We start from the raw sequence: 25,944 nt of genomic DNA on the forward strand, positions 1-25,944 counted from the left end.
AAGGCAGAAAACGCATCGCGACTTCCCACCTGTGCTTCTAATACCCAAAGTTCTATCTGTGCCTGTGGGATGCTGATAAGAGCTCTCCAAAGTTTGTTTTATTAAAGACGATGCAACAGCTAAAAAGGTTCAGGCTATTTTTTAACTCTATTTCCATCTAAGTAAAAAGGGAGCATTTGCTCCCTTCTCTCTGCCGCGCTGGCAATGTAACCGGCGATTTAGCCTTAAAAAATTAAAGCTTAAAAATAAACGAATAAATTAATGATCATCGCATTGATAATATCGATAAAGAAACCGCAGACTAGCGGTACGATAATAAAGGCCCTGTGAGCCGCACCGTACTGCTGCGTTACCGCCGTCATATTCACAATCGCCGTTGCAGTAGAGCCTAAGGTCACGCCGCCAAAGCCTGAACAGATCACCGCCGCCTCATAGTCTTTCCCCATCATTCTAAATACCACAAAGATGGTAAAGACTATCGATAACAATACCTGCACGGCCATCACCACAGAGATATAGAGCAAGCTGCCCTCTAGCTCCCAAATCTTAAGGCTCATCAGCGCCATCGTCAGGAACATACCCAAACAGATATCTTGAATCAGCGACAAGCCTTGTGAGGCATCATCTAAGTAGGCTCTATCTTTGACCTCTCTGCGATTAAGGATGGCCCTGCCGATATTGCCGATGATAATACCAGCCAATAAACAGGCAACAAACATCGGCAGCTTAACCCCAGCCTCTTGCAAGGTTAAGTCGATAAAGTAACCAATGATCAAGGTGACGTTTAACCATAGCCAAGCTCGCAGCACGCCAAAGTAGTCGACCTTTATATGCGAGGAACCAGCCTGATGACTAGTACCAATATCGAGATCAGAATCATGGTTAGCCTGAACCTTATGCCGCTTCATCAAGTACGCAGCAATCGGGCCGCCAATCACACAGGCAGAGATAAGCCCTAGGGTATTAGAGGCGATACCCAGTTCACTCGCATTGACGATACCCAGCTCTTCAACAAAGGTTGGCGTCCAAGCCATCGCGGTACCAACACCGCCTATCAGTGCAATCGAGCCTGACATCAAGCCCGCCTTAGGATCTAGGCCGAACAGTGAGGCGATTGTCACACCAGTAAAGTTTTGCAGGAAGATAAACACACTCGCCAGCGTAATTAGGATAAGTAGCGGTTTGCCCCCCTTTAATAGAGTGGCAAAGTCGGCTTTCAAGCCAATTCCCGCAAAGAAGTAAAGCAACAGCACATCGCGAACTTCGAGGTTAAACTCGATCTGAATATCGAAAGCATAGTAAAGAATACCCACGATAGCGGCGCAAGCGAAGCCACCAACAACGGGCTCAGGAATACTGTACTTTCTAAGTAGCTCGTATCGAGAGATGATGCTTTTACCGATAAATAGCGCAATTATCGCTAAGGTAAAAGAGACAAAGTCTTTTATTTCAATTAACTGTGTTTCCATGACAACTGATTAATCCCTTTGGAAGGTTAATAAGAAATACCTGTAAAGAGAGACTCCCTCCCCCTCTTGCAGACAAAACCAACAGATAGTCTTTAGACTTGGTTACTTGGCTAAGGACATCACTCAAGACATAGCTTAAGACATAACGCATTGGTATCACTCGGATCAGATAGCACCATCATAGAGACATTACGCTAATTAATCACCCTGTTATTTTACAATAATTTAACCTAATGATTCAGTAATCCAAGCCTCTCAGCGAGCATAAACCTATGCCTCGTTAGTTGGTGCATCTGCGATGGCCGCCCCCCAACCGCAGCGACATTCAAACTCCACCATTAGCCGTATTAGACAAAATAAGCCAAATCGCGCCAGCGCAACAAAGCGCCAAACTTGCAAACAAACATCGGAACATATACGGTAAAACACACAAAAAGGTTAACAGCTTGATAACAACAAGTTTTGTGGTTGAGTGTAATTTAGACAAACTGCATCAAATAGCTTGGTCGGACTTGTGAACCCCGTCTCTTTAGTTGAATACTTTTTATACCAATCAAGGAGCGTTTTTCTAAGGAAGGAAGTAACCAACATCATTGAAGGCAGCAGACTTATGTTCAAATCATTATCATCCCGTATATTCGTCGGTTTATTTGCCGGCCTCATATTAGGGACACTGATCCAATACGGCTTTGGCGAAAATAGTTTTGCCAATACCACCCTTGTCGATATCGCATCCGGTGCGGGTAGCATGTTTGTCCAGCTCATCATGATGCTGGTTGTGCCGCTGGTCTTTTTTAGTATCGTTAGCGGAATTATCGAGCTTAAAGACCTAAAATCATTTAGCCGACTCGGCAGTAAAACTTTTGGCTTGTACCTAGTCAATACGGTTATCGCGATTGCCGCGGCCATCGGTCTTGCGTTAGTCATCGCCCCCGGACAAGGTATGCAACTAACGGGAGAGGACGGCGCAGCCCTTACCTCCACCAGCCTACCTAGCTTTATCGATATGATTGTTAATATTATTCCAAGCAATCCATTCCAGGCGTTTGCAGACGGTAATATGCTACAGATTATCTTTATGGCACTGTTAACTGGCGGCATCATTAAGGCATTAGGAGATGATGTAAAGCCTATTGTCACTTTCTTCAAGTACGGCAATAAAGTCATGCTCAAGGCGATAACTGTGGTTATGCAGGTTGCGCCAATTGGTGTCTTTGCACTAATGGTTAAACTTGGCGCGACCTTCGAGCCTTCAGCATTTGTCAGTGTGTTAAGTTACATGGCGGTGATCTTAAGCTTGTTAGCAGTATGGGCTCTGGTGGTTTACCCAGTTGTAGTCGGTATGACAACCAATATATCTGCAGGTGAATTCCGCCGTAAAACACGTGAGCAGTTTCTGTTTGCTCTCTCGACGGCAAGCTCAAATGCAACGATCCCTGTCACCATGCGCACCCTAACCGATAAACTAGGCGTTAAACCCAGCGTGGCAGGCTTTGGCGTGCCAATGGGGGCAACCATGAACATGAGTGGCGTTGCGATATACATCACCGTCGCTGCTTTCTTTGTCGGCAATGCATTTGGCTACCCTATCACCACGGAACAAATTCCAGCACTCGCCTTTAGTGTATTTCTTCTGTCTATCGGTGCCGGTGGCGTTCCTGGCGGTGGCATTGTGATGATCGGCGTACTTATTCATCAGATGGGACTGCCAATCGAAGCCATCGCACTCGTTGCTGCTCTCGATCGCATCATAGATATGTTCTGTACCAGCACCAACGTGGTCGGTGACTCTGCTGTGGTCAGTATTGTCAACCACAGTGAGAAGTACGACTTATCTCCTGAGTCGTCTCTGGAACTTAATGCACAAACGCGTACTTAATCGCCTTACTTAGTCGCCTATAGTCGCGTACATAAACACGCATAGAGTCAACAACCGCTTAAATAAAAAAGGCACCGCAAGGTGCCTTTTTATTTACTTTGACTCTAGAACTATTTCGCGTATTCAACCGCAATATTAGCCGCAAGTTTTGCGTTATTAAATACAAGCTCGATGTTCGCCGCTAAGCTTACACCTTTAGTGGTTTCAGCCACTTTAGCCAATAGGAATGGCGTCGATGCCTTACCAAAAATACCTTTGCTGTCCATTTCAGCAACAGCATCAGCAATCACTTGATCGATCATCGCACGGTCTAGCTGATGCGCTTCTGGAATTGGATTTGCAATCACTAAGCCGCCCTTAAGATCCATATCCCACTTCGCCTTCATTGCCGCTGCAATTTGAGCTGGAGTGTCGAGCTGATAATCAACACCAAACTCACTCTCACGAGTATAGAAGGCAGGCAGAGTACTTGTTTGATAACCAACAACCGGTACACCTTGAGTTTCAAGGTACTCTAGTGTTAAACCGATATCTAAGATTGACTTTGCGCCAGCACAAACCACTGCCACATCGGTATTCGCCAGCTCTTGAAGATCGGCAGAGATATCGAAAGTCTGCTGCGCGCCGCGGTGAACGCCACCAATACCACCCGTTGCAAACACTTTAATGCCCGCCATCTGCGCCAAAATCATGGTAGAGGCCACGGTTGTTGCACCATCAACGCCTTTAGCAACAATAAATGGAATATCGCGGCGGCTCGTCTTAATCACATCTAGACCCGCTTTACCTAAGTACTCAATCTCTTCATGGGTCATACCCACTTTTAAACGGCCTTTTAAAATTGCGATTGTTGCAGGCACAGCGCCGTTGTCACGGATGATCTGCTCAACTTTAAGCGCCGTTTCTACGTTTTGCGGATAAGGCATACCGTGAGAAATGATGGTCGATTCCAATGCAACTACAGGCTTACCTGCTGCTAATGCTGCTGCAACTTCTGGATTAATATCTAGGTACTGCTCTAACATAACGACTCCTTGATAACGCGCTTAACGGTAATTTCAGACATATTAGGGTTTATTGTGGCTAAGTGAGACAGCGCAACGACTGCGGCTCCCATAGCAAATTGAGTAGACTCTTCGGTGGTCCACTGCTGGATCCAGCCATGAGCGAGACCGGCAAGAAACGCATCGCCGGCGCCGTTGGCATTCACCATAGAAACTGGCATCGCAGGGATTAAGGCTTGCAAGCCTTCATCGCTATAAAACACCCCATCACAGCCTAGACTTAAGAAGATGCGCTTCACGCCTTGGCTATGGAACCAGTTAGCTAACTCTGGTAACTGCTCGTGGCTGTTGATGTTAATACCTGACAGTTGCTCTGCTTCTTTAAGGTTGGGTTTTAAGGTGTGAACGGAGCTTAAGAACGGCTTAATTTTCTTGGCTTTAGCACAAGAAACCGTATCGACAAAAATCGGTCTATCTGAGAAGTTACTCAGTAGGTACTCCAAAGACTCTGCCGATAGGTTGGCATCGACAATAATAAGCTCTGCCCGGCGCAGTACTTCCTCATGGGTCTTCAACACGGCAACGCTGAGTCTATCCAAAATAGCCATATCATTAATGGCAACATGCATATCGCTGTCACCATCGAGTACAGATAGGTAGGTAGAGGTTGCAAACTCATCGAGATGAATACAGGCCTTCATATCGATACCGGCCTGCTGACACTGAGTCATGATCATCTGACCATAGGTATCTTTACCTAGTGCGCTAATCAGATGGGTCTCTGAGCCAAGTCTTGCTAAGTTTTCTGCGATATTGCGTCCCACGCCACCTGGTGAGCAGGTCACGCTGCCAGGATTAGAGTCGCCGACTTGTAGGGTATGCAGAGGACGGCCAAGAATATCCATATTGGCGCCACCAATCACGATGGCATATCGTGATTCGGCAAGAATATAGCCTTTACCTTTAATCACGCCTTTATGGGTTAAATTCATAATATGACCGGCTACAGCGGAGCGGCTAATTCCCAGATGATCCGCTATATTTTGCTGCGGGATCAAAGGGTCTTGTTTAAGTAGTGCTAGTATCTCGAGTTCGCGTTCTGTCATTGTTATTATCCAGTCGACACGGCCAAACAAACATTTGTTTGGATACCAAACTTTTGTTTAAACTTGTGCTAAGGGTATTCCTTATTACCTGAGTAATCAAGGACAACAATTTTTCATTGGAGGAAATTGTGATCAGGATGCTAAAAGAATCCTATCTAAAATAACGCTAAATTAGGCTTAGATTAACAAGCTATTATCAGCAGGCAGATTAAAATACCTCGCGATTTAAGGCCCGGCTCCCTGTCAGACCAAGAGCTGAAAGCCGTTAGAATTTCTCTGTTTTTTTACGTGTGATGACTGGAGATAAGGCACTTTGATTTGATTGAATTAAGAAATACTAGAGGGAGATGCACCTAGATATGAGAGCGTATAAATATGGTGGCTGAAAAAAGTTGAAACCGATTGGCGTAAGATGGGACGATATTCACACTCTATAAGGACCATTTCCATAAGGAGTATTTCAATAAGAAACCTCTCCATAAAGATATGAATATCGCAAATGTATTATCTATCTTCTCACCCTAGAGAAGCACTATTTTGAAGCTAAAGCTAAATGCTTAAACCAAGCCCTAAATCCAAGCCCTAAATCTAAGTGCTAAAGCACCATCGATAAGTATCCTAATACCAGCACTATCATAGAGGTAATCGCATAAGGCACCGGATAACCTATCGCAGGCATATCGCTTTGACAGACATTTTGGGCCCCTTTCATTGCAGAGATGCTATTACGCCCACCAGCACAAGCCCCCGCCAATATGGCTGGATTCATCTTGCAGAAATACAAGCCATAGATCCAAGCGAGTAAGGGAGGAACCAGCGCGGCAGTGGCTCCCAAGGCGGCGATCTTTATGGCCACCACACCTTGAAATGATGCCAGAATCTTAGGTCCAAGCGTTGAGGCGAGCACTGCAACAAACACGCTCAAACCGATATCTTGCAAGAAACTTCTAGCGCCTTCACTCATCGCCCCACCAAAGTTTGGATTACGGGCCCTTAAGAATGAAAAAATAATCCCCGTCAACATGCAGCCTGCCGAAGTCCCTAAAGCAAAGGGGATCCCCCCAAAAGTTACACTGAAGTGACCGCAAACATAGCCAATGAGTAAGGACAATGCGAGATAAAATGTTTCAGTGAGCGTGCTCTCAACAATAGGGGTGCTATTGAGTTTCTTGGCGACCTGTTGGACACACCAATCCGAGCCTGCAATACGAATGACATCACCGACTTCTACAACAGCTTGCCCAGTAACGGGTAATTGGTGACCTTGTCGAAACAGGGCTTTAATGTACACACCGAATCCCACTTCATCGCTAATTTTAGCAATGGTTTTACCTGTATAGCAGGACTTACCTAGATGGATATCGGCCACTTCAATATCAACGTTTCTTGCTCTGGGTTCATCGACCTCGACACCGACAAAAGCGCCATCGTCTATCAAAACATGATAGTCGCCTCGAATACCGAGCACATCACCAAGCGCAAGTTTTGGATTATCTGCGGCATCAAATACTTGCTTGCCCCTAACCACCTTTAAGATGGCGGCATGGGGAAAGCGTTGAAATAGAGACTCAACACTCTGGCCAACTAACTCTTGATGCTCTACACGGTAGGCTCGAATATCTAACGGCAACACGCCAATATTTGAAAAACCATTAGTACTGGGCAGAGCCTCGATATCATCACCGACCCCAAATTCTGCTTCAGCATCTTTACCCGCCTTAATCGGATCAATGCCAAACATCGCAGGTAAGTATTTTATAAGTAAAATAATGAAAAAACTGGATAAGACATAACTGATGACATAGCCCACAGCAATATTGGCACTCACTTGATCTAGAGTCATTCCAGCTGGCGCCTTAAATGCACCGGAGGAGATAGCAGATTGCGCCACTCCCATCACAGCCGTGACGGTGTAACTGCCCGAGATGATCCCAGCAGCATAACCCGGTGCTAAGCCGAGTAATTTAGCGCCTAAGAATACGATAAAAAAATTACTGAAGACCACTATCAGGCCTATGACGACAAAATCGAGACCGTCTCTGGCAAGGCCTGAGAAAAACTGTGGCCCCACCTTCATGCCTATCGCGTACATAAACATCATCAAGAAAATGTCAGACACTAACCCGGGTTCCTCTATTTTCAAACCATAAACAGAAAAAGCGATCAGGGCGATAGCAAGGCCAATGACTAAGGTTCCTGCCGTTGAACCTAGGGCTACTCCCTTGATAGAAACCTTTCCAAGTGGATAGCCGATAGCAATGGCTATAAACAGGAACACAAAGGGGTTATGAGCGATATAACCAAACAAAAAACCAAATAACTCAGAAATATTCATGATCATTTCTCGTACTAATACCAATCGATATAAGAAGCTGAGCGACTCAAAGTGTTTTTGGCCAACTAATTCAAGGAAGGTGGATGATGGAATGGTTATTCCCTTACGAAGCCATCCAACGCAGAAGCCGCCCGCAAAAAGCACTCCTAAAAGGCGAGTTTTCGCGCATAACAAGCTTAAACCTAGTTCAACTATGTTCTTCACTCGTTGTAATCAATATGGCCTTATATGTTTCCGACATGCATAAGATATTTCCTCCATATATGGAGGTCATATTGTGGATACCATTAATGTACGACTATATGGATATAGGAGGTAGAGTAACGCTGGAGACGTTACCGAGGAGCAATTAATGGCTTTGCCTCAAAAGCGCTAAACTCTCGCTGAGTAAGCACACCTTTGATACCGATTGGTATAAGCTGGATAGAAAAAAGCCGTCTTTGCGGACGGCCTCTCGACTAGTTAACCATGATTGAAACCGGATGACTCTTTAGCATCACTGCCGTGTGAAATCGGATGGGAGGCAAAGAAGTCGACACAATGCTTCAGATCTGCCACTAGGAGATCAGCCTGATCTCGACTAAAGCCATGACGAACCAGAATACGCATAATGACTAAGTCCTCTCTTTTTGGTGGCATTGCATAGGCTGCAATCTGCCAACCTCGAGAGCGGATACGATCCGAGAGATCAAACAGATTGAACCCAGGATCAACGCCCTCTTTTAAGGACCAACTCATCGCAGGGATCCCGCCATGGCCATCATAGATAATCTCAAACATGCCCAATTTTTCAATCTCGCTCGACAGGTATTGCGCCGTGTCGTAGCAAGCCTGATGGATCTTGCGGTAACCTTCTTTACCTAAGCGTAAGAAATTATAGTATTGCGCAACTATTTGCCCACCTGGGCGAGAGAAGTTCAATGCAAAGGTCGGCATATTACCGCCTAAGTAGTTCACATTAAAAATAAGGTCTTGATCTAGAACTGAAGCATCACGCCAAATCACCCAGCCCACCCCAAGAGGACTCAAACCAAACTTATGTCCTGACGCATTAATCGACTTAACGCGTGGTAGTTTAAAGTCCCATTCAAGATCTGGTTGGCAAAATGGTGCTAAAAAGCCACCGCTTGCAGCATCAACATGCATTGGAATATCCAATCCAGTATCTTTTTGAAGCTGATCGAGCGCATCATGTACAGCCTTTACAGGCTCATACTGACAGGTAAAAGTAACACCTAAGGTTGGCACCACGCCTATGGTATTTTCGTCACAACGCTTGATCACTTCTTCAGCATTCATGATTAAGCGATCGCCTTCCATCGGGATCTCACGTAACTCAATATCCCAATAACGCGCGAATTTATGCCAGCAAACCTGCACCGGTCCACAAATCATATTGGGCTTGTCAGTAGGTTTACCCAGCGCTTTCATTTTCTTGCGCCAAGCCCACTTAAGTGCCATACCGCCTAACATCGCAGCCTCACTAGAGCCTGTAGTTGAGCAACCTAATGTGTTTTCTGCATCAGGCGAGTTCCATAGATCGGCAAGCATATGCACACAGCGGGCTTCAAGTTCTGCAGTTTGAGGATATTCGTCCTTATCGATCATATTTTTGTCGATACATTCATCCATCAATTGATGAACTTCATCCTCAACCCAGGTTTGGCAAAATGTCGCAAGATTTTGACGGGAGTTTCCGTCCATCATCAGCTCGTCGTGTACGATTTGATATGCATGGCGAGAATTATTTTCCTGCTCTGGCATCTTATATTTAGGCATGGATAAAGCTAAATCTGTCGATGAGTAGATATCATCTAAGAGGTCGTCTCGCACAGTATCTTTTGAGTGAAGAGGCATTATATTTTACTCCAATGAATTAAATAAAATTTCCTACTAGCTGGCGATGGTCAGCTGATGTAAACAACATAGAAGATAGTAAGACTCCCTGCAATACTCAAATTAAAATAAATCTGTAAAAACAACCCCAAAGCCGAACAAAAAAACCAACAAAGACCAAATGGGCAGCCAAAAATAACAGTGAAATAACCACAAGCAGCATTTCACCCCATTACAGCAACCTTAAAATAACCTTAAAACCTGTTCGGTAACCCTACTAAAAAGCTAAGTTATCACTCATTAATTGCGACTTTACGTTAGACCGATACGAATTGAGGTTTGAGGTGCGAATATTCCCCCGCTAAGACAAGTTAGTCGCAGTATTCCAATTAGCTTGTGACGTTAGCAATACTCACCGAGCAATTTTCACATTCAAAAACTGAACTTCAAGAAGGCTTTGGCAAGCTTATATTGAGTTCACCTCATCTCAAGGGCTATGTCACAACAACCAAGAGAATGGTTGAAGCCTTTACTCTCAATGAGGTGAGCTTCATCGGTTAAGTGAGTATAGCTTAAGCGAGAAGAAGCTAAAGACAGCCCCATGCCTCGCTCACTCGCAACAAGATAGAGAATAGAGAGTGTCCTGTTCTCAAATAGCTTTCTTACACTAAGGCTTATGCATCCTCTTCATGCATATAGCCCTCAATCAGCTCCATCTGTTCAGAGAGTTTGTCATCTAAGTTAGCTAAGCGGTAACCTCCATGGGGCAGTTTATCTAAACGAATAGTATCCCCGTCCTGAATATGTAACTGCTCGACGACCTCTTTTGGTAGTGTAAAACCTAAGCCTTCACCAACCACCTGTATTTTAAGTTCAGCCATAATCCCTACCTACCTAAATCAATTGACCAAATAATGTTTTGTCTATTACTACGCGCTATAGCCACAGTACAGCTAACATTATAGTTGAACAATCCATTTATTAGGCGAGCACACATTCCGTCTAACAATGAACAGATAAAGCCAATAACGACTCATTCGTTAGCACGAACTTAAACCCCATACTAAAAAGGAGAGCATTTGCTCTCCTTTTTCTATATCAGCCTATTTTAGGATTAGATCTATTTTAATGCCCGGTAAGTCGAACATTAATTAGGGGAAAATAAGGCCTTAACTAGGCTTATGATGCTTAGTAATAAACCGGTCTAACTGATTACCAAAGGCTTGCTTCTCGCTAGCACCGATCGCAGAAGGACCACCGGTTTGCACACCACTGGCGCGCATGGTGTCCATAAAGTCGCGCATATTGAGAATCGATTTGATGTTCTGCTCGGTATAGAGCTCCCCACGAGGATTGAGGGCGACTCCGCCTTTATCGATCACCTCTGAAGCCAGCGGAATATCGGCGGTAATAACAAGATCACCAGCCGTTAAGCGTTTAACAATTTCATCATCGGCAACATCAAACCCTGAAGATACGCTCACTAAGTTGATATAAGGCGATGGAGGTATACGCATCCAATGATTAGCCACTAAGGTCACTTCGACTTTAGCCCTGTCTGCTACTCTAAATAAAATCTCTTTAATCACACCCGGACATGCATCGGCGTCAACCCAAACCTTCATTTATGCTCCTCTTTGCGCTGTTAGATTTGCGCCATAAAAACGAGCGCTGATTATAACAGCTATTTTGTATTAATCTTAGCGGCGCACACGGCTAAAGTAGATCAAGCCCTACCACTAAGATATGCTCTATTCTAATTTTCTTTTCAAAGCTAGGATGTTACTTCTATGAGTCTGTTTTCTCCTGCGTGTTTTGAGTTTTTAAACCAGCTTTCAGTCAATAATGACAGAGAATGGTTTAAGGCTAATCAACAAACATATGAAGACAAGGTGCGAACCCCTGCACTTAAGTTCATCGAAGCGATGCAGCCACAGATCCTTGCGCTATCCCCCCGTTTGACTGCAGTGCCCAAAAAGGTCGGCGGTAGCATGATGCGCCCCCAGCGAGACAGCCGTTTTAGTAAGGATAAGACTCCCTATAAGACCAATGTCGGCATTCAATTTAGGCACTTTCAGGGGAAAGATGTGCATGCGCCAGGCCTGTACCTGCACCTAGCCAATGATGGCTGCTTTTTGGGTGCGGGGATTTGGCACCCAGAATCAAAAGCTCTCAATGCAATTCGCAGTTGTATCGATGAAAACCCTAACGGTTACAAAAAAGCACTACGTGAGTTAACGAGTCACGGTTTTGAGATGCAAGGCAGCAAGCTTATTCGCCCACCTAAAGGCTATGATAAGGGGCATCCATTGCTAGAGGAGCTAAAGCGCAAAGACTTTATCGCAATTAAGCCATTAAGCATCGAGCAGGTGTGTGCTGCTGATTTTGCCGATATTTGCGCCCAAGAGTTTGCCGCCTGCCAGCAACTGATGCACTATCTCTGTTTTGCGTTAGATCTCGATTTTTAACGCCCCCCTTCCTAGTAACAACAGAGCGAGGCGTTTCTTACAAGCGCCTCTACACTCCAATGCAATCTCTGCTACAATTGCGCCAGTTTTTATTTCCAGCCAATTTAGGCAAGTTCAGGCACATTTTAATGGTAGAACCTTCATCATCTCCACAAGACGCTTTTCAAGCAGAGACTCCTGCGCAAAAAAGAGCATTAAGCTATAGCAACACCATACATCAGCTGTTTGTCAGTGTGATGAATGAAAAGCTACCTGCGGATCGCATCGTTGGGGAGTACTTTAGAACCCATAAAAAGCACGGTTCTAAAGATAGACGCGTCATTCGCGAGAGCCTGTTTGCATTATTTCGTTGGTGGGGCTGGCTCAAAAAAGTCCATACCAGTGAGCAACAAGATGCGAGTTGGTTTGCCAGCTTGAGCCTAGTCGCCGAACTTGAAGGGCATCAATGGAGCCAATTTAGTGATGCATGGCGAGAGTTTGCCAACCTGTCACCCGAGTTTAGTCTAGCCCCTGCCAAGCATGCATTGGCAAGTATTAGCGACAAGTGTGAGTATTTAAACCAGCAACTTGCCAATATTAGCTTTAATGATGCCGAGTTATTACCTGAGTGGTTTTGGCAGCTTGCCAATGTCGAAAACAGCGATAAGCAGGCGATTATCGAAGCCATGTGCTCACGCCCTCCAATTTGGGGTCGAGCACAAACAATCACTCAGCAACAACTTATTGAGTCACTCGCTAACGATGAGATAACAGCCGTTGCCAGCGAGTTCTTTGATGATGCAGTGAGCCTTGGGCATAAGAGCGTTAACCTCAATGCGATTACGGCTTATCAACGTGGCAAGCTGGAGATCCAAGATCTAGGTTCACAGGTTATTGGCCAAATTTGTGCGCCGAAAGCAGATGAACAGTGGTGGGATACCTGTTCAGGTGCTGGAGGTAAAACACTGCAGCTACGCTCTTTAATGCTAAAGCAAAACGCCTCGGCGCAAGGCTCGATAGTATCCTCAGATATTCGCCGTAAGCCGTTAGAGGAGCTAGCTAAACGCGCTAAACGAGCAGGTTTTAATGGGATTACCACTGCGCCATGGAAAAGCGATGACTTACCCGTTAAGGCCAATGCGTTCGATGGAGTATTAGTCGATGCGCCCTGTAGCTGTACCGGTACCTGGCGACGTAACCCCGATATGCGTTGGCTTGATGATGCGAGTGTCGTCACCGACAAACATGCCCTGCAACTAGATATCCTGAGTCGCAGTGCCAACGCGGTTAAGTCGCAAGGTCAGCTGGTTTACGCCACTTGCTCACTCTCGCCTATCGAAAATGAGCAAGTAGTAAACGCTTTCTTAGCTGCAAACCCGGAGTTCGAACTACAAACTGTGACACATCCGTTTACTGGACAGCAAGCACAGATGCTCACCATCTGGCCTCACGAGGCCGATACCGATGGTATGTTCGTCGTGAAGATGAAAAAGCACTAGTTGCGATACATTAACAATAAAAAACGCCATACACTGTATGGCGTTTTTTTGGCAATATATTCTCGCCCATCTATATGCTTAGATGGTTATGCAGCTCTTTTGAACACATCAAAATAGTAGCATAAGTAGGCCAAATGCAATTTAGAATGAGGCTTTGGCACCAAGATAGAAGCCAGAATCTAAGCTAGTGTTTGACGCATTATCATACTGCAAACGGATATCTCGGTAGCCCACAAATAGGGCTAACGCTGGGTTCAAGTTATACTGCACTCGACCATCTAACTGCCAAGAGCCGTCAATATCGCCAAACGACAATACCGATGGCGAATAGTAGCCTGAACCATGGATAGAAACATTAGAACCTAAGTGCATCGCATAACGACCGCCAATTCCGACGAAGTTACCGTTTTGGCTCTTCTTTGACCACACCTGAGAAAACTTAGCCCCCAGCTCAAAGTGGTGAGCTCCCGCATCATGCGCTATATGCAGTGCGCCTGATAACATCTGGCCACCTTTATCGGCATAGATATACTCAAGAGAGCCGTTAACATCTTTATTAAGATCAAACTGTAATTCAGTCGATAAGGTGTCGTCATTGAGACCAAATGTAAAATCTGTCGCATGTGCATTGATAGACAAGGCGCTCAGTACAAGCGTTGCCATTATGGTTTTAACTGTCATTGATAATTCCGAAACTATAAGCTTTCGGCAAGCATACACAAAGCCTTAGCGCTTTTTTATAGAAACCTGAACTCAAACTGTGCATTTAAATAAACACCGACAACTGAAAAACTTCAACACAACAAAAACAACCACATCCTTGCAGGTGTATCCAATTGCAACACGAAGAAGGAGTATTAATTTTACCTGTTAAATCTTTATGTTAGCGCTAGCTTTAACAGAACTAGCGCCTTTAGCGTAAAAAAACACAAATATCTTATTTTCTATGTGGTAATTTAACCCTGACTTTATCAAGTATAAGTCCTCAAAGCCTTGCCTTCTCTAGGGTTGAAGCGAGTTTTTATTCATTTCAAACTCCGCAAAAATTATGGCAGCGACTATACTAAATTATCAAAAGAAAACTGCTTTGGAGTACAGATGAAACAGTTAAAATTAACATCACTCACTATCGCTATCGCAACAGGCTTGATGCTATCAGGTTGCGGTTCAGACAGTGATTCTAATGAGCCAGAACAAGCTCTGTTTAGCCTTGGTGTTTCAGACAACCCTGCTGACGCTAACATAGTTAACGTGGCTTTTAAGCAAGTTGTCTTAAAGAACAGTGAAGGCGCTTTCTCATTCGATGTATCCACTGGTGATGATGGTTTACAACATGTCGACCTATTAAGCTTTCAAGGGCAAGCTGTCGAAACATTAGTCAGCGGCCAATCTGTGCCAGTGGGTGAATACCAGATGTGTATTTACATGGAAAATAACACCATCTCTAGCGATGAAAGCTCTTATGTACTCAGCGGCGCCACCGAAGATGAGAATGGTGAGTTCGTAGGCGGTGATATTGAGGGCTTAGTCACCAACAGTAACGGCTCTTGTGGTGGTGTTGGTGCCGATGAAGAAAATACTGGCCGCCTATTCTTCAATAAATCATTTACTATCGCTGCGGGTAATAACAGCTTTGTTGCCGAGTTTAACCTCGCCAAAGGACTACAAGCACCCCATGGCAATAAGAATTACTGGACACTAAAACCTACCTCAGTGCAGCTTGTTAATGCCTCCGAAGTCGGTGCAATTAAAGGTCAAATTAGCCAAGAAACTATGGTTAGCTGTGAAGCAGAAGCTGGAGGCTCTGAGTTTAGCCCTGCAGTTTATCTATACCCAAGTGAGACAGCACTCGATCAGATGGCAGACTTTAGAACGGGTCCAAACGTCTTGACACAGGTTGCTCCCATCACATCGGCAAGAGTCAATCCTATCCTTGATAGCAGTGAAAATGTCACGGGTTATGAATACGAATTTGGTTTTGTCGTAGCCGACACCTATAGCCTTGGCTATACCTGCTTAGCGCAAAATGATGATCCTGAAGAGTCTAACGTGCGTGAACCTGAAGATGACAGTGCACCATTCTTCATCGACTCAGCCGAGCAAGATGTCATTGTGACCCTTGGTGAAACAACAATACGTAATTTTCCAGAGTCATTTGAGCCAGTAACTCCTTAACTCAAAATTACAGCAACAATCGTTATAAAGGGGCGATTATCGCCCCTTTCTTCTCAGCTTTACATTCGCCCAATAGCACTTCTCCACAGCAAACCACCTTCTCCAGTAAATTCTCTGCACAAGCCGATAAAATCACGCTAGAGTATCCCTAACGCAACGAGGGGAAGAAATAATGACAACTTCTATTTATGACTTTTCAGTTAACAATATTCAGGGGCAAGCTATCTCAATGGCGGAATTTAAAGGCAAAGCCATTTTAATTGTCAATACCGCTAGCGAGTGTGGCTTTACCCCTCAATATAGAGAGCTTGAAACTTTGTATCAAAAACATCAGTCTCAAGGGCTCGTGGTGCTAGGGTTCCCCTGCAATCAGTTTGGTGAGCAAGAGAAAGGCGATAACCAGGCCATTAGCACTTTTTGTCAATTGAACTTTGGCGTGACCTTTCCCCTATTTGAAAAAATAGAGGTCAATGGTGCTAATACCGCACCGCTTTACGCCTACTTAAAACATTCCGCTAAGGGTTTGCTCGGTTCAGAGCGGATCAAATGGAACTTTACTAAGTTTCTAGTCAACAAACAGGGCAAAGTCACTCAGCGTTTTGCGCCAACAACCAAACCTATGGCGATTGAAACTGAGATCTTAAAGCTACTTTAATCCATAAAATTAGCGACTTAAAATTCCCTTAAAAAAAGATAAAATAATCTAGGTTATTTTTTGAACTTTATCGAATTACTCGCCTCTAACTTTTTGAGCATTGATTTTTTATGTTCATCATTCTCCCTGGGGCTTCTAGCGCAGCCCCCTTGATCTCCATGTAGATCAATCTGGCAACCCTTTGGGTTGCCCTTTTTTTATCCATTTTTCGCAAATTTTCTGCTTTTGACCTTTTTTTAAAAAAATTTTTTAGGCCGGATTGAACTAAAGCTGAATTGACGAGTCTGACTATATGAACCGATTCTCTTTAAGTGAATATATTAAGGATTAACGACTTAATATATTGGCTTGATCTTAGTTTCATTGTTCATCATCATTCCCTTAGGCATTCCTATTAGGTTTGCCATAAAGTTAAGTGTTTTAGCTAGCGCATTAAAGACTTAACTCTTGAACTTATACTTGATGGCAACCTGATTAGGTTGCCTTTTTTTTCATTTTAAAACGACACCTTAAGCATTACTCCCTTCTAACCTAACGTGCTAGCCAGTTACCCTTTCTTGTTGCGAAGCCTAACAAGTGTCTCACTCTCACTCACACCCAAACCAAAACATGAACTAACCATTTAGGGAACCTAGGGAACCAAAAAATAAAATAAAAAATCAAACCTAATGGGAACTAATTCGAATTAATGGACTCTGACTATATGAACCGATTCTCTTTAAGTGAATACATTAAGGATTAACGACTTAATGTATTGGCTTAATCTTAGTTTCATTGTTCATCATCATTCCCTTGGGCATTCCTGTTAGGTTTGCCATAGAGTTAAGTGTTTTAGCTAGCGCATTAAAGATTTAACTCTTGAACTTATACTTGATGGCAACCTGATTAGGTTGCCTTTTTTTTTGCCCTTCTAAAACTATAATTCAATCAATCAGTTTAAGCATTACAGCCAGCATCTAGGCTAAAGTGCTATTACCTATTGCTATAGGAAAGTTCTAACCTGCTAGCCTTTTCCTGTAGCACAGCCAAGCAAACGCCCAACTCATATCTAGAAAGAAGCAAATATCAAATACTAACTAACCATTTAGAGATATAAAAAATTAAAATCAAAAAAAATTGAACCTGATGGGAACTAATTATAATTTGTCGACTCTGACTATATGAACCGATTCTCTTTAAGTGAATATATTAAAGATTAACAACTTAATATATTGGCTTAATCTTAGTTTCATTGTTCATCATCATTCTCCTTGGCATATCCCCTCTTGGGTTTGCCATCAAAATAAGTGTTTAGCTAGCGCATGAACAGTTATTTATAAATAGATTATTACGGCAACCCATTGGGTTGCCTTTTTTTTGCTCGTCATTTATTGCAGCGATAAAACGTCTATATAAACAAAGAGATAACAGGTGTACCAGCGAGCAACATCAAGTAATCGATGCTAAAACCCTCCAATATAGCAACTAACCATTTAGGGATATAACAAATTAAAATAAAAAAAATTAAACCTGATGGGAACTAATTTGAATCTATCGACTCTGACTATATGAACCGATTCTCTTTAAGTGAATACATTAAGGATTAACGACTTAATGTATTGGCTTAATCTTAGTTTCATTGTTCATCATCATTCCCTTAGGCATTCCTATTAGGTTCGCCATAGAGTTAACTCTTTCGCTAGCGCATTAAAGAGTTAACTTTCAAACTGATACTTTTATGGCAACCTGATTAGGTTGCCATTTTTTTTACCTATTTTTCACTTCATCTAGCTTCGACTACAGCAACTGCTGATCTAACATCACCACAATCGATGGATGGTAACCGTCACGAGCCAAGGCATAGATCTGCTTAACCTCCTCCTTAAACCCGGCCTTAAGTAGTTCAGCATAAAGAGGTTTTACAAACTTTCCTCGACCAATTTTTACCAAATAGTCGCTAACTGTCGTTAATACGGCGGTATAGCGATTACGAATCGCCACTCTAAACCAGTCACAAGCAATCTCTGCATTAGTCGATTGAGTAAACTTAAATACCGTATCTAAGTCTGCAAGCTGCTCATGGGAAAGCGCTTGAGGTAAGTTAGTTAAGAAGTATTGCCAGTGGTGAACACGCCAGCCATCGGTTAACAAACTCTTGGCGGATGCACCATCATCGAATGCCCGTAATGCCATTGTCACTTTGTCTAAGCTTTTAGACTGAGGCTCGATAAACCAACTCGGCATCCCCTCACCATAAATCCACTCGAGCATCTCTGCCTCTGATAGCTTTTGTGAATGCTGCTTCAGCAATGTTTGTTTAGCATAATCGACGAAGGTTTCTGTGGTGATAGCTTCGAAAGCAAAAGCTTGCACATATTCATACAAAAACTTATCAAAGGCCTCACGCCCTAATCGCCTCTCTAAATCGTGCACAAACATCGAAGCTTTATCATAGGTAAAACGGTTAAAGGCTTCATTTGGATCTTGCTGCTGCATACTAGCAGGCAGTGTCTGAGCATGGAGTTCAGTTGTCGACATCGCCTCCTGCAAACGACCATTTTCGAGCACTAACTCAAGTTCCGCGAGCTCCTTACCGTAAACCTCTTCCACAATGCGATTAGTAAAATAGGTGGTAAAGCCTTCATTAAGCCAGAGATCACGCCAAGTGGCATTACTCACTAAGTTCCCCGTCCAGGAATGCGCTAGCTCATGAGCCACCGTCGATACTAGACTCTTATCACCAGCAATCAGCGTGGGGGTCATAAAGGCAAGGCGTGGGTTTTCCATGCCACCAAATGGGAAGCTTGGCGGCAAGACTATCATGTCATAACGCCCCCAGGGGTATGCTCCGAGTAGCGACTCGGCCACCTCGACCATGCTCTCAGTATCTTCAAATTCGGCTACCGCCGCATCAATAACCTCAGGCTCGGCATAGACTCCCGTTCGCGCGCCGAGTTCGCCAAAGGCTAAGTCACCAACGGCAATCGCCAAGAGGTGAGTCGGCATCGCTTTTTCCATGGTAAAGCTAAACTGACCCGTTAATGGTGCCTTAGCGTCATTCATCGCACTCATCACTGCACGCATCCCTTTAGGAGCGTTCACCACGGCATCAAAGGTGATCCGTGCTTTTGGCGTGTCTTGTAGCGGGATCCAGCTACGGGCATTAATGGGTTGAGACTGGCTAAATAGAAAGGGCTGTTTCTTACCACTGGTCTGCTGGGGTGTCAGCCACTGTAGCCCCTGTGCTTGAGGCGAGGTACGATAACGAATTAGGACACTGGAAACGCTGGAATCGATTTGAATGTTTAAACGCTGGCCCAAGATCTCATCTTGCTTATCTAGGCTATAGGCTAGTGGCTGCTGAGTATTTGACTCAACACTCTCAATCGTTAAGTCCCGACAATCTAGCCAAAGTTCTCGGCTCTGCTTATCAAGAAACTCAAGCTGTAACTCCACCAGACCTGCCAACTGTTTCGCCTCAAAATCAATATCGAGGGATAGCGAAAGATGCTTAACTCTCACCTCATCGGTATTGGCAAACGAGTGGTAATCATGATTATTATCCCATTGCTTTAACACGGCATATCCTTTTTATGTGGCTGGTTAATTAATTGTATTCTAACGCTATTCGCTATGAATAAAAGCTCCATTTGACTTCAACAGAGCGAAATGAAACACTTGTGAATATTGTATGCAAAACAACAAATCAGAGAAACCCTCTATGAAGAATAAATACACCCTACTCTCGCTAACACTCGCTTCACTGCTGCCCATAACGGCTCAAGCTCAGCAAGACGCTAGCATTGAAGAAGTGCTCAGTCAAAATCATGCCTGTAGCGATACCATCGTCATTCGTTCTCAGGCCTTAACGGAAGCGCAGCTCGCTTCAGCTTGTGAGCTATTAGTAAGACAGGAAGCGAACTTCCACCAGCTCTTTGGCACACTTAACAAACCCGTTGCCGATGATAACAACCACAGCATGCGCGCCAATGTCTATCACTCAAGAGAAGACTACGTGGCCCACGTGACTAATCATTTTGATGTCCCCAGCGATAACGGTGGCATGTATTTAGAAGGCTTACCTTGGAAGAGCGATAATCAAGCCGAGTTTGTGGCCTATGAGAAAAAGGGCCAAGTGTGGAACCTAGCTCATGAGTATGTGCACTACCTCGATGGCAGGTTCAACCTCTATGGTGACTTTTGCCTCTCGCTGCATGATTCCCACAGCGGCCCAGAGTACTGCCCTAAACCTGCGCCCCTTTACCCACACACTGTTTGGTGGAGCGAAGGTGTAGCTGAGTATATTTCTGTTGGTGATAACAACCCTAAGGCGCTTGCCTTAATTGGTGAGCAAAACCTTGATCTAAGCGAGATCTTCGATACCAGCTATGAGCAAAATGGCGGAACCGACCGTGTTTATCGTTGGGGCTATCTCGCCGTGCGCTTTATGATCGAAAACCATAAAGACAAGGTCGATGAGATGCTTGGCTTCACCCGTAAAGGCGATTACCCAAGATATCAGGCTTTGCTTAAGCAGTGGGATACTAGTATGGATGATGAGTTTCAAACCTGGCTCAAGACTCTGCAATCCTAATAATTTGTAAAATTAAAATCCGATAAAGGGAAAAGAGTACAGCTCGTCACCAAGCTTAATCCAATTTTTGAATTTAATTTTGAACTTTACGCAATATGACGACTCTGACTATATGAACAGAATGACAATCGATGTGTTTTACGAAATGGGTCGATCTATTTTCACCGTTCATCATCATTCCCTTTAGATAGTGTCTAGCGCCACTGTCCCAGTGATTCCTAATTGGAACCTTAGCGACCTCATTTAGGTCGCTTTTTTTTATTCTTTTCCAGCCACTTTGCCGCTGTGAGAGGCTGTTCAGATAAGCCATTGCTTTAAGCGACGAATCACGAACTATGAATTTCGAGCAATGAAAAGCGCAATGAGTGCGCGACTATGGCTATTGATAACCACATTCTATGCGCCAGCCTATCGGCTAAATACCCCAAACAAAAAAGGCCTCTATTGAGGCCTTTACATTAATATTCACTTGTATCATTTGTGGTTAATTCGTAGCTAAAGACGAATACCCGCTTTCGCTAAATCTTTAGCAATAACGCTGCGCGGAAGTGCAACATAACCGTCTTTTTCTACGATTTGCTGACCTTGCTTAGATAGTACATAACGGATAAATTCACGATCCATTGGTGCAAGATCTTTATTTGGATGCTTATTCACATATACGTACAGGTAGCGTGCCAGAGGGTACTTACCCGTTGCTGCATTTTCAGCGGTCGCGGCGATATAGTTTGTGCCTTTCTTAGCAATCGCAACCGCTTTCACCCCGGCAGTCTTGTAACCAATTCCAGAGTAACCAATCGCATTCAGTGATTGAGAAACTGACTGTACTACGGACGCTGAGCCTGGCTGCTCATTTACGTTTGCTTTGAAGTCACCTTTACACAGTGCTTTCTTTTTAAAGTAACCGTAAGTGCCCGATACCGAGTTACGACCGTAAAGCTGAATATCTCTCGCCGCCCAGCTGCCCTCAAGGCCAACTTGGCCCCAGCGTGTCACATCGCCGCCACCGCACTTATCTGTAGAAGAGAAGATGCCGTCGATCTGCTCGATGCTCATGCCTTCAATCGGGTTATCTTTATGGACAAATACCGCTAGCGCATCGATTGCGACGCGGATAGGTGTTGGCTGATAGCCATAATGCTTTTCAAATGCCTCAACTTCATTCGGCTTCATCTTACGGCTCATTGGACCGAATTGAGAAGTTCCTTCAGTTAATGCGGGTGGCGCAGTAGAAGAGCCCGCCGCTTGGATCTGAATATTAACGTTTGGATAGAGCTGCTTAAAGTCTTCAGCCCATAGCGTCATCATGTTCGCCAGTGTATCTGAGCCAACAGAAGATAAGTTACCTGACACGCCGCTTGTCTTTTCGTAAGTGGGTAAAGACTGGTCGATTTCAGCCATTGATGCTGCAGAAAATACAGTCGCTGCAGTAAAACTTACCGCGCCAACAAGTTGTTTCAGTTTCATTCTTTGCTCCAGTGTTTATCTATCTTCGTTTTTAAAACGCTGTCAGTATTGACTCCATTGATGACAAGTCTATTACTCATAAGTGACACTGAGATGACAAACCGATTGAATCGCTATTTATTACTAAAAAAACAGGCCTAAGCCCATCCTTCATGACAACCCGATGGAAAAAGTTAAAGTGTGCGGAGGAGATTAAGCCAACTCTTGCTTGGTAAACTCGACCAAATTAGCCGGGATAACAAAGCTGAAGGTACTGCCCTTACCTAGCTGGCTCATAATATTAAGCTCACTCTGGTGATGACTCAGTGCATGCTTGGCTATAGCCAGTCCCAAACCTGTACCACCACTTTGCCTTGAACGAGCGCTATCGACCCGATAGAAGCGCTCGGTTAAGCGGCCAATATGCTGCGGAGCAACGCCTTCACCGTTATCTTTCACGCTAAATAGGCCCCCAGAGGCAACTTTTCGCCAACTAATCTCTATGTTACCGCCGGGCTCTGTGTAACGAATCGCATTTGAGATAAGGTTGGAGCAGGCACTGCGCACCAGTAACTCATTACCATACAGGTCCAGTCCTGGCTCACAGTAAAAGCTCACTTCGTATTGATCTTGTGCTAGCGCCAAGGCTTCATCACGCAGAATATCCATCATTTGAGACATACTGACTTTGACTTCAAGATCCACATCACTGGCATCTTCGATTCTTGATAGAGCCAGCAGCTGCTCAACCATAGAGCGCATACGGGTAGTTTGTTGCAGCATCTGATCCATGGCTCGCACATTGGGGGAGTCAGGCTCAGCCATCGACTGCATCATCTCTAAATAGCCCTGCAATACCGTCAATGGAGTCTTAAGCTCATGTGATACATTAGCAACAAACTCTTTTCGCATCCCCTCTAGTTGGCGTACACGAGTAATGTCTCGAGCAATCAGTAATTGCTGCCCAGAGCCATAAGCCATGATACGGATCTCAAGAATATGCCTATCCGATTGTGGCGAGGCTAACTCTAGGGGCTCATGATAATCTTTGTTTTTCAGGTAAGCTGAGAAGTCAGGGTGGCGAATGAGGTTATCGATCCGTTGGCCATTGTCTTGCGGCCATACAAATCCCAGCAGCAACTGCGCCAGCTTGTTACACCATAAAATATTATTATCAGAGTCGAGCACGACCGCCGCATCGGGCAGCGCTTCGGCCCCCTGCCTAAATCTACCCAGCAAAAATGCTAACTGAGAGACTCGCTTACGATTCTTGCCCTGTAAGCGATAGATGCCATTAAACACGGCCTCCCAGCTACCACTGCCGTTAGGCGGAGTCAGGCTACGATCGTGCCATAACCAAAAATTTAAACGAGAAAGCTGACGATAGTGCCATAGCAATAGGCAAAGCGAACCCAACAATAGGAACAAAAGCACTTCACCAAATAGCAATCCAACTATCAAACATAAGGTTAGATAGATCACCAGTCGTGAAATTAAACGGTACCCTGAATATGAATCAAACATATAACGACCATAAGGGAGAACTAAGCACAAGATAGCCTAAAAGCGTCCTTGTGCCTAAGGAGTGTTAAGCTAAAGTCTCGTTGAGAAACGATAGCCTGCACCGCGGACGGTTTGGATCAGACGATCATGGCCCGAAGGGGTCACCGCCTTACGTAAGCGTCGAATGTGTACATCGACAGTGCGGTCTTCGACATAGACATTGGTTCCCCACACATTATCGAGAAGCTGTTCACGGCTATAAACACGCTCTTGGTGTGTCATGAAGAAATGCAGCAGTCGAAATTCTGTCGGTCCCATATCGAGTACCTGTTCTCCAACAGACACTCGGTGGCTCACAGGATCGAGCTGCAAGCCCTGCACATCGATGAGCTCTTCTAAGCATGTCGGTGCACTACGGCGCATAACCGCCTTAATACGAGCGACCAACTCTTTGGGGGAAAACGGTTTGGTAATAAAGTCATCCGCACCAACCTCTAGCCCTCTGACTTTATCTTCCTCTTCACCACGTGCCGTCAGCATAATGATAGGAATATGACGAGTGAACTCATCTTGGCGTAAACGCTTGGCTAACTGGATGCCATTACCACCTGGGAACATCCAATCAAGCAATACAAGATCAGGGTATGGCTCCGTTAACATCGCTAATGCCGAGTCATAGTCCTCTGCAGCAGCAGTGGTAAAGCCGTGTTGTTCTAAAACAAAAGTTAACATCTCGCGGATGGCTAACTCGTCTTCAACTATCAAAATCCTTGCAGTCATATTCGATCTTCTATCAGTGAATGTCTACGTTGGCTATTATTGGTCACTTTTATGACAGTAATATTAAACACCAAGATATTTTGCCATATTCAAGTGCATTTGGGTCATAAATATTATCTTTAGCTTATCTTTATATAGCGGCTTAGAACCTTTAAATAAAGCCAACCTCATGTTTTAGCATTAAAGTAAAAAAGGGCCCTAGGCCCCTTTTCACAACAGTGGTTGATTTAGAACTTATGTTCTAGACCCACACCGAAGTAGCTATCATCATTATCAACATTTTCGAATGAACGATTGGTGTAGAAAGCGAACAGCTTAGTTGGCTTACCTAGTTTGTAGTCGCCACCAACGGACCATGAATCACCTTTATCTTCCATATCTTGGAACTGAGCTTTTAATACAACCGCATCAATTTGGTATGCCGCGCTGACTAGGTAACCCGTCTTACTTTCGCCGCCAACCGTAGGCGAACCGTCTTTCTCATAAGTCTCTTCCTGCTGCTGATACATACCACCTAACTTAAGACCAGCAATTTTACCTTGAACGGTTGCACGAACGACTTCGTAGCCTTTCACATCTGCATCATAGGCAACAGAGGCATAGATTGGTGATTGCTTGAGTTTTGCGTCACCATACATAGCCGCAACGCTGAAACCGTCTTGCTTATACTGTGAGCTCGCACCTTCTGCGGCATAGGTCACACCCACTTTAAAGCCACTGAAAGAGGGAGTGATATAAGTGGCAGTTTGTTCGATACGGTTCTCACCTTTAAACAAGTTTTTCAAGTCACCAGATAGATCGTTAAACTGATCGACTTTACCTTGCGAGACTTTTAGCATTGTGTCGTTACGACCAACAGAGAAGGCACCAAAGTTGCCTTTTAAGCCTACAAACTGGTTGCGAGCCTTAAAATTTTCTTTTACGTCATCTCCGGTATCGACTTCATACTCAATAGTATAAAACGCCTCTAGAGAGCTGCTTAATTCGAAAGCACCTTTAACACCAAAACGAGAAGCATTAGATTGAATCGTTGTTGTCGATTCATCATTTACATCATTTGACTGAGCAGTCACATTTAGCTTGCCATAAACCGTTAGCGGATCAGCAGCGTGAGCAGAAGACAGTGTTGCTGTCGCAAGAGCAGAAGCCAGTAGAGTTTTACAAAAAACGTTCATCATTTAATCCTTTTGACGTTATTCGTCTTGGTTATTGGTTTGGACGAGCGCCATAATGCAGC

Annotated in this window: 19 protein-coding genes; 6 read left to right on the forward strand and 13 right to left on the reverse strand. The window is 44.3% G+C overall.

From position 1 onward, the window contains the following. Positions 1 to 239: 239 nt before the first annotated feature. The gene (gene gltS, locus JMA39_RS10125; protein ID WP_202721762.1) at positions 240 to 1,469 is read right to left on the reverse strand and encodes a sodium/glutamate symporter; all 1,230 of its coding nucleotides are present in this window, start codon (positions 1,467 to 1,469) and stop codon (positions 240 to 242) included. 610 nt (positions 1,470 to 2,079) lie between these two features. On the opposite strand from gltS, the gene JMA39_RS10130 reads away from it, so the two are divergent. Next, on the forward strand, positions 2,080 to 3,348 hold the full coding sequence (locus JMA39_RS10130) for a dicarboxylate/amino acid:cation symporter (protein WP_202721763.1): 1,269 nt from the start codon (positions 2,080 to 2,082) through the stop codon (positions 3,346 to 3,348). A 110-nt stretch (positions 3,349 to 3,458) separates the two neighbouring features. On the opposite strand, the gene JMA39_RS10135 is transcribed toward JMA39_RS10130, so the two are convergent. The 6 genes from JMA39_RS10135 to JMA39_RS10160 form a co-directional block, all read right to left on the reverse strand. Next, complete coding sequence (locus JMA39_RS10135; RefSeq protein ID WP_012278114.1) at positions 3,459 to 4,373, reverse strand: pseudouridine-5'-phosphate glycosidase; 915 nt, start codon at positions 4,371 to 4,373, stop codon at positions 3,459 to 3,461. Then, complete coding sequence (locus JMA39_RS10140; RefSeq protein WP_202721764.1) at positions 4,367 to 5,458, reverse strand: PfkB family carbohydrate kinase; 1,092 nt, start codon at positions 5,456 to 5,458, stop codon at positions 4,367 to 4,369. Before JMA39_RS10140 ends, JMA39_RS10135 begins: the two co-directional genes overlap by 7 nt. A 595-nt stretch (positions 5,459 to 6,053) precedes the next feature. Next, the gene (locus JMA39_RS10145) at positions 6,054 to 7,793 is read right to left on the reverse strand and encodes an aspartate:alanine exchanger family transporter (RefSeq protein WP_202721765.1); all 1,740 of its coding nucleotides are present in this window, start codon (positions 7,791 to 7,793) and stop codon (positions 6,054 to 6,056) included. A 462-nt stretch (positions 7,794 to 8,255) separates the two neighbouring features. Next, positions 8,256 to 9,650, reverse strand: a complete 1,395-nt coding sequence (locus JMA39_RS10150; protein ID WP_202721766.1) for a glutamate decarboxylase — start codon at positions 9,648 to 9,650, stop codon at positions 8,256 to 8,258. A gap of 653 nt (positions 9,651 to 10,303) precedes the next feature. Continuing rightward, the gene (locus tag JMA39_RS10155) at positions 10,304 to 10,510 is read right to left on the reverse strand and encodes an AbrB/MazE/SpoVT family DNA-binding domain-containing protein (RefSeq protein WP_202721767.1); all 207 of its coding nucleotides are present in this window, start codon (positions 10,508 to 10,510) and stop codon (positions 10,304 to 10,306) included. A gap of 288 nt (positions 10,511 to 10,798) precedes the next feature. Next, the gene (locus JMA39_RS10160) at positions 10,799 to 11,254 is read right to left on the reverse strand and encodes a YaiI/YqxD family protein (RefSeq protein ID WP_202721768.1); all 456 of its coding nucleotides are present in this window, start codon (positions 11,252 to 11,254) and stop codon (positions 10,799 to 10,801) included. Between the two features lie 165 nt (positions 11,255 to 11,419). Here JMA39_RS10160 and JMA39_RS10165 point away from each other — a divergent pair, with 165 nt between their 5' ends. Both JMA39_RS10165 and JMA39_RS10170 read left to right on the forward strand, forming a co-directional pair. Next, positions 11,420 to 12,097, forward strand: coding sequence for a DUF2461 domain-containing protein (locus tag JMA39_RS10165; RefSeq protein WP_202721769.1), 678 nt, complete (start codon positions 11,420 to 11,422; stop codon positions 12,095 to 12,097). 128 nt (positions 12,098 to 12,225) lie between these two features. After that, positions 12,226 to 13,575: an RsmB/NOP family class I SAM-dependent RNA methyltransferase gene (locus JMA39_RS10170; protein WP_202721770.1), complete on the forward strand. Its 1,350-nt coding sequence runs from the start codon at positions 12,226 to 12,228 to the stop codon at positions 13,573 to 13,575. A gap of 141 nt (positions 13,576 to 13,716) precedes the next feature. Here the strand turns inward: JMA39_RS10170 and JMA39_RS10175 are convergent, their stop codons facing one another. After that, positions 13,717 to 14,256 carry a YfaZ family outer membrane protein gene (locus JMA39_RS10175; RefSeq protein ID WP_202721771.1) on the reverse strand — a complete coding sequence of 180 codons (540 nt, stop codon included), beginning with the start codon at positions 14,254 to 14,256 and terminating at the stop codon, positions 13,717 to 13,719. Between the two features lie 417 nt (positions 14,257 to 14,673). On the opposite strand from JMA39_RS10175, the gene JMA39_RS10180 reads away from it, so the two are divergent. After that, positions 14,674 to 15,750: a DUF4382 domain-containing protein gene (locus JMA39_RS10180; protein ID WP_202721772.1), complete on the forward strand. Its 1,077-nt coding sequence runs from the start codon at positions 14,674 to 14,676 to the stop codon at positions 15,748 to 15,750. A gap of 172 nt (positions 15,751 to 15,922) precedes the next feature. Then, on the forward strand, positions 15,923 to 16,405 hold the full coding sequence (locus JMA39_RS10185; RefSeq protein ID WP_202721773.1) for a glutathione peroxidase: 483 nt from the start codon (positions 15,923 to 15,925) through the stop codon (positions 16,403 to 16,405). Between the two features lie 1,776 nt (positions 16,406 to 18,181). On the opposite strand, the gene JMA39_RS10190 is transcribed toward JMA39_RS10185, so the two are convergent. Then, positions 18,182 to 19,963 carry a M1 family metallopeptidase gene (locus tag JMA39_RS10190; RefSeq protein WP_202721774.1) on the reverse strand — a complete coding sequence of 594 codons (1,782 nt, stop codon included), beginning with the start codon at positions 19,961 to 19,963 and terminating at the stop codon, positions 18,182 to 18,184. Between the two features lie 142 nt (positions 19,964 to 20,105). Between JMA39_RS10190 and JMA39_RS10195 the strand changes: the two genes are divergently transcribed. Then, positions 20,106 to 20,978 carry a collagenase gene (locus JMA39_RS10195; RefSeq protein WP_237732761.1) on the forward strand — a complete coding sequence of 291 codons (873 nt, stop codon included), beginning with the start codon at positions 20,106 to 20,108 and terminating at the stop codon, positions 20,976 to 20,978. A 495-nt stretch (positions 20,979 to 21,473) separates the two neighbouring features. Here JMA39_RS10195 and JMA39_RS10200 read toward each other — a convergent pair whose 3' ends face one another. The 4 genes from JMA39_RS10200 to JMA39_RS10215 all read right to left on the reverse strand — a co-directional run bounded on the left by JMA39_RS10200 (position 21,474) and on the right by JMA39_RS10215 (position 25,885). Beyond that, positions 21,474 to 22,445 carry a PstS family phosphate ABC transporter substrate-binding protein gene (locus tag JMA39_RS10200; RefSeq protein ID WP_202721776.1) on the reverse strand — a complete coding sequence of 324 codons (972 nt, stop codon included), beginning with the start codon at positions 22,443 to 22,445 and terminating at the stop codon, positions 21,474 to 21,476. A gap of 192 nt (positions 22,446 to 22,637) precedes the next feature. After that, complete coding sequence (phoR, locus tag JMA39_RS10205; RefSeq protein WP_202721777.1) at positions 22,638 to 23,948, reverse strand: phosphate regulon sensor histidine kinase PhoR; 1,311 nt, start codon at positions 23,946 to 23,948, stop codon at positions 22,638 to 22,640. A gap of 69 nt (positions 23,949 to 24,017) precedes the next feature. After that, positions 24,018 to 24,707 (reverse strand): phosphate regulon transcriptional regulator PhoB, encoded by a 690-nt coding sequence (gene phoB, locus JMA39_RS10210; RefSeq protein WP_202721778.1) that lies wholly within the window; start codon positions 24,705 to 24,707, stop codon positions 24,018 to 24,020. Between the two features lie 227 nt (positions 24,708 to 24,934). Continuing rightward, positions 24,935 to 25,885 (reverse strand): porin, encoded by a 951-nt coding sequence (locus JMA39_RS10215; RefSeq protein WP_202721779.1) that lies wholly within the window; start codon positions 25,883 to 25,885, stop codon positions 24,935 to 24,937. Positions 25,886 to 25,944 lie beyond the last annotated feature (59 nt).

Source organism: Shewanella schlegeliana, from assembly GCF_016765635.1.
Taxonomy (GTDB): Bacteria; Pseudomonadota; Gammaproteobacteria; order Enterobacterales; family Shewanellaceae; genus Shewanella; species Shewanella schlegeliana.

What these genes read in the sequence shown, in the direction of transcription:
- gltS (WP_202721762.1), bottom strand. Translation starts at nt 1,469, where the DNA reads ATGGAAACACAGTTAATTGAAATAAAAGACTTTGTCTCTTTTACCTTA.
- JMA39_RS10130 (WP_202721763.1), top strand. Translation starts at nt 2,080, where the DNA reads ATGTTCAAATCATTATCATCCCGTATATTCGTCGGTTTATTTGCCGGC.
- JMA39_RS10135 (WP_012278114.1), bottom strand. Translation starts at nt 4,373, where the DNA reads ATGTTAGAGCAGTACCTAGATATTAATCCAGAAGTTGCAGCAGCATTA.
- JMA39_RS10140 (WP_202721764.1), bottom strand. Translation starts at nt 5,458, where the DNA reads ATGACAGAACGCGAACTCGAGATACTAGCACTACTTAAACAAGACCCT.
- JMA39_RS10145 (WP_202721765.1), bottom strand. Translation starts at nt 7,793, where the DNA reads ATGAATATTTCTGAGTTATTTGGTTTTTTGTTTGGTTATATCGCTCAT.
- JMA39_RS10150 (WP_202721766.1), bottom strand. Translation starts at nt 9,650, where the DNA reads ATGCCTCTTCACTCAAAAGATACTGTGCGAGACGACCTCTTAGATGAT.
- JMA39_RS10155 (WP_202721767.1), bottom strand. Translation starts at nt 10,510, where the DNA reads ATGGCTGAACTTAAAATACAGGTGGTTGGTGAAGGCTTAGGTTTTACA.
- JMA39_RS10160 (WP_202721768.1), bottom strand. Translation starts at nt 11,254, where the DNA reads ATGAAGGTTTGGGTTGACGCCGATGCATGTCCGGGTGTGATTAAAGAG.
- JMA39_RS10165 (WP_202721769.1), top strand. Translation starts at nt 11,420, where the DNA reads ATGAGTCTGTTTTCTCCTGCGTGTTTTGAGTTTTTAAACCAGCTTTCA.
- JMA39_RS10170 (WP_202721770.1), top strand. Translation starts at nt 12,226, where the DNA reads ATGGTAGAACCTTCATCATCTCCACAAGACGCTTTTCAAGCAGAGACT.
- JMA39_RS10175 (WP_202721771.1), bottom strand. Translation starts at nt 14,256, where the DNA reads ATGACAGTTAAAACCATAATGGCAACGCTTGTACTGAGCGCCTTGTCT.
- JMA39_RS10180 (WP_202721772.1), top strand. Translation starts at nt 14,674, where the DNA reads ATGAAACAGTTAAAATTAACATCACTCACTATCGCTATCGCAACAGGC.
- JMA39_RS10185 (WP_202721773.1), top strand. Translation starts at nt 15,923, where the DNA reads ATGACAACTTCTATTTATGACTTTTCAGTTAACAATATTCAGGGGCAA.
- JMA39_RS10195 (WP_237732761.1), top strand. Translation starts at nt 20,106, where the DNA reads ATGAAGAATAAATACACCCTACTCTCGCTAACACTCGCTTCACTGCTG.
- JMA39_RS10200 (WP_202721776.1), bottom strand. Translation starts at nt 22,445, where the DNA reads ATGAAACTGAAACAACTTGTTGGCGCGGTAAGTTTTACTGCAGCGACT.
- phoR (WP_202721777.1), bottom strand. Translation starts at nt 23,948, where the DNA reads ATGTTTGATTCATATTCAGGGTACCGTTTAATTTCACGACTGGTGATC.
- phoB (WP_202721778.1), bottom strand. Translation starts at nt 24,707, where the DNA reads ATGACTGCAAGGATTTTGATAGTTGAAGACGAGTTAGCCATCCGCGAG.
- JMA39_RS10215 (WP_202721779.1), bottom strand. Translation starts at nt 25,885, where the DNA reads ATGATGAACGTTTTTTGTAAAACTCTACTGGCTTCTGCTCTTGCGACA.